This is a genomic window from Candidatus Symbiothrix dinenymphae (assembly GCF_001431085.1).
The window spans coordinates 1-2,513 of the sequence record NZ_BBRU01000574.1 but is presented as its reverse complement, the minus strand read 5'-3'; the positions used below and the strand labels follow the sequence as shown (position 1 = coordinate 2,513).

At 49.8% G+C, this 2,513-nt stretch carries 3 protein-coding genes; all 3 read right to left on the bottom strand.

Translation table 11 applies throughout. The features are described from left to right. The coding region (gene carA, locus ASC50_RS06060; protein ID WP_158648535.1) for a glutamine-hydrolyzing carbamoyl-phosphate synthase small subunit at positions 1-1,111 on the bottom strand (1,111 nt) is incomplete at its 3' end. Positions 1,112-1,308: 197 nt separating this feature from the next. Beyond that, on the bottom strand, positions 1,309-1,899 hold the full coding sequence (locus ASC50_RS06055) for a TonB-dependent receptor domain-containing protein (protein WP_056928824.1): 591 nt from the start codon (positions 1,897-1,899) through the stop codon (positions 1,309-1,311). A 54-nt stretch (positions 1,900-1,953) separates the two neighbouring features. After that, the coding region (locus ASC50_RS06050) for a TonB-dependent receptor (RefSeq protein WP_158648534.1) at positions 1,954-2,513 on the bottom strand (560 nt) is incomplete at its 5' end.

The following is a 2,513-nucleotide window of genomic DNA, read 5'->3' as shown; positions in this document are numbered from 1 at the left end:
CAACGAACATATCGAACATAAAAGCGGTGTCAGTAGGACCGGAAGCCGCTTCGGGATGGAATTGCGCCGAAAACCACGGCTGCGTTTTATGGCGGATGCCCTCATTCCAGCCGTCGTTCATATTAGTGAACAGCACCTCCCACTCATCACTCAAAGTATCGGTATTCACCGCGTAGCCGTGATTTTGCGAGGTGATGAAGCAGCGGTTGGAATTTGCCAATTGCACGGGTTGGTTGTGGCTGCGGTGTCCGTATTTGAGTTTGTAGGTCGTGGCGCCGCCTGCTTTTGCCAGCAGTTGGTTGCCCATACAAATTCCCATGATGGGTTTGCCCGCTTTCATCGCGGTTTGGATGTGTTTCACGGTGATTTCGCAGTGCTCCGGGTCGCCCGGACCGTTGGAAACAAACAATCCGTCGTATTCCAAGGTGTTAAAATCGTAGTCCCAAGGCACGCGGATAATCTTAACATCGTGCTGCAACAAGCAGCGGATGATGTTGTGTTTCACACCGCAATCGACCAGCACCACCGTTTTTTGCGTATCGGTGGGATATTTGTCTGTACATTTGTCTGTACAGACGTGGCGCGCCACGTCTCTACTGTAATGTATGATTTTCTTGCAACTCACTTTTGCCACCTGATTTTCCAGCGCGGGGTCGATGAAACCGATTTCGTTGGGCGAATTGAAAACGATTTTTGCTTTCATTGAGCCTTTTTCGCGAATCAACTTGGTGAGGGCGCGCGTGTCCACGCCATAGACTCCGGGCACTTTGTGCTCTTTCAGCCAGTCGCCGAGGCTTTTGCAGGCATTCCAGTGGCTGTATTCGTGCGAATATTCGGAGATAATCAGCCCGCTGACGTGGATTTTTTCCGATTCGTAGAACAGGGAAAGCCCGTTGGCATCCGTTTTGTTTTCGGGCACGCCGTAATTGCCGACTAAGGGGTAAGTAACTGTGAGGATTTGACCGGCGTAGGAGGGGTCTGTAAGGCTTTCGGGATAGCCCACCATCGCGGTATTGAAAACAACCTCGCCCGCCGCCGCCGCCTCATAACCAAAGGAATAGCCGCTAAACGATTGCCCATTTTCTAATACTAATGAAATCTTTTTATCCATGATGCGCAAAAAGGATTTTTTTATTTTTGGGCACAAAGGTAGGAAAAAGTTATGAGTTATGAGTTATGAGTTATGAATTATTTTTGTCATAATCTTACACACTCAGATTATTATAGATAAAGTTCCTGTCTGAAAATAAGACAGGAACTTTATCTAACTATTTTTATTTCACCTCCTCAAAATCCACATCCTGAACCTCATCGCCACCGGAAGGCGGTGCTTGACCACCCGCACCGGCATTTGCCTGCTGCCTTGCTTGGTCGAACGGATTGCCATCCATTGGGCGTGCGATAGCCCGAAGAAAGATTTGCCCGTAGCGACAGATTTTCAAGCAGCGACTGCACAATCCCCGTAGAAAAGTTGAACGCCGTATAATGTTCCGTAAACTCCTCACTATCAATGTTTCGCCCGTCCAAGCGCAGCCCGATTTGCCAATGCGATTTTTCGGAATAGTAGTATTCCGACACGCCGAACACGCCAATGTCGGCGGTCGTAGCATCAGGGATAAGCATTTCTTCGCCTTTGTTGGCGTTGGTTTGGTACATCCCCTGCGTGCCAAGCGTGAATGTCCACTGCTCATTCCATTGGGGCAAATACCATTTGGCATCGTACGAAAATGTGCCCAGATTCATATCCAGCGCGGCAATATCCCCGTCCTCAAATTCCTTGCGATTGTTAAAAACATAGCCGACATTTAATTTTAGTTTGGAGGCATTGTCAAAGAACAGGGTGTTTTCGGAACTGATGATGTGTGTGGTCAATTTTTTGGAAGGGAGTACCTTCTTCATCAGGGGCTACTAAGCCGTATTTTTCGCTCAAAACGCTGTATTTCAGCGCACTGCTCAATTTTTCACCGGATAGCCCAGCGATGTTTTGAAATCGCCGGTGTGGAAGCGGCTGTTGGGCACCGCGTCGTGGTTGCCGTCACGATAGTCCTCGTGTGTGGTGTAGCCGCCAAAAGCGTTCCAATGGAAGCAATTTTTCGACAGTTTGGACGCCCCTGTGTTGCGCCAGCCGTTGGTGTTGCTGTTGTATTCCGAGCCGAACGTGCCCTCGAGGCTGTTCCCCTTGGCATAGAGCGCGTCGGAAAAATACAAAACGCCGCCCAAGGCATCGCTGCCGTATAGGAGGGAAGCAGGACCTTTGATGATTTCCACCTGCTCATAGCCGTTTTCGTCCAATCCCAAGCCGTGTTCATCGCCCCACTGCTGATTTTCGATGCGAGTGCCCTGCGCAAAAACAGCGATGCGATTGCCGCTCAAGCCGCGAATCACCGGCTTGCCAATGCCGGTGCCGGTACTCAAATTGCTAATACCTGCCACTCCCGCCAACTTCTGCGACAGCGAAAGCCCCGATATTTCCGCCCTGTTAGTCCAATTTAATTTCGTAAAATTAGCCACAC

Excerpts from the sequence above, each read along its gene's own strand:
- ASC50_RS06055 (WP_056928824.1), bottom strand. The coding sequence starts at position 1,899 with ATGAAGAAGGTACTCCCTTCCAAAAAATTGACCACACACATCATCAGT.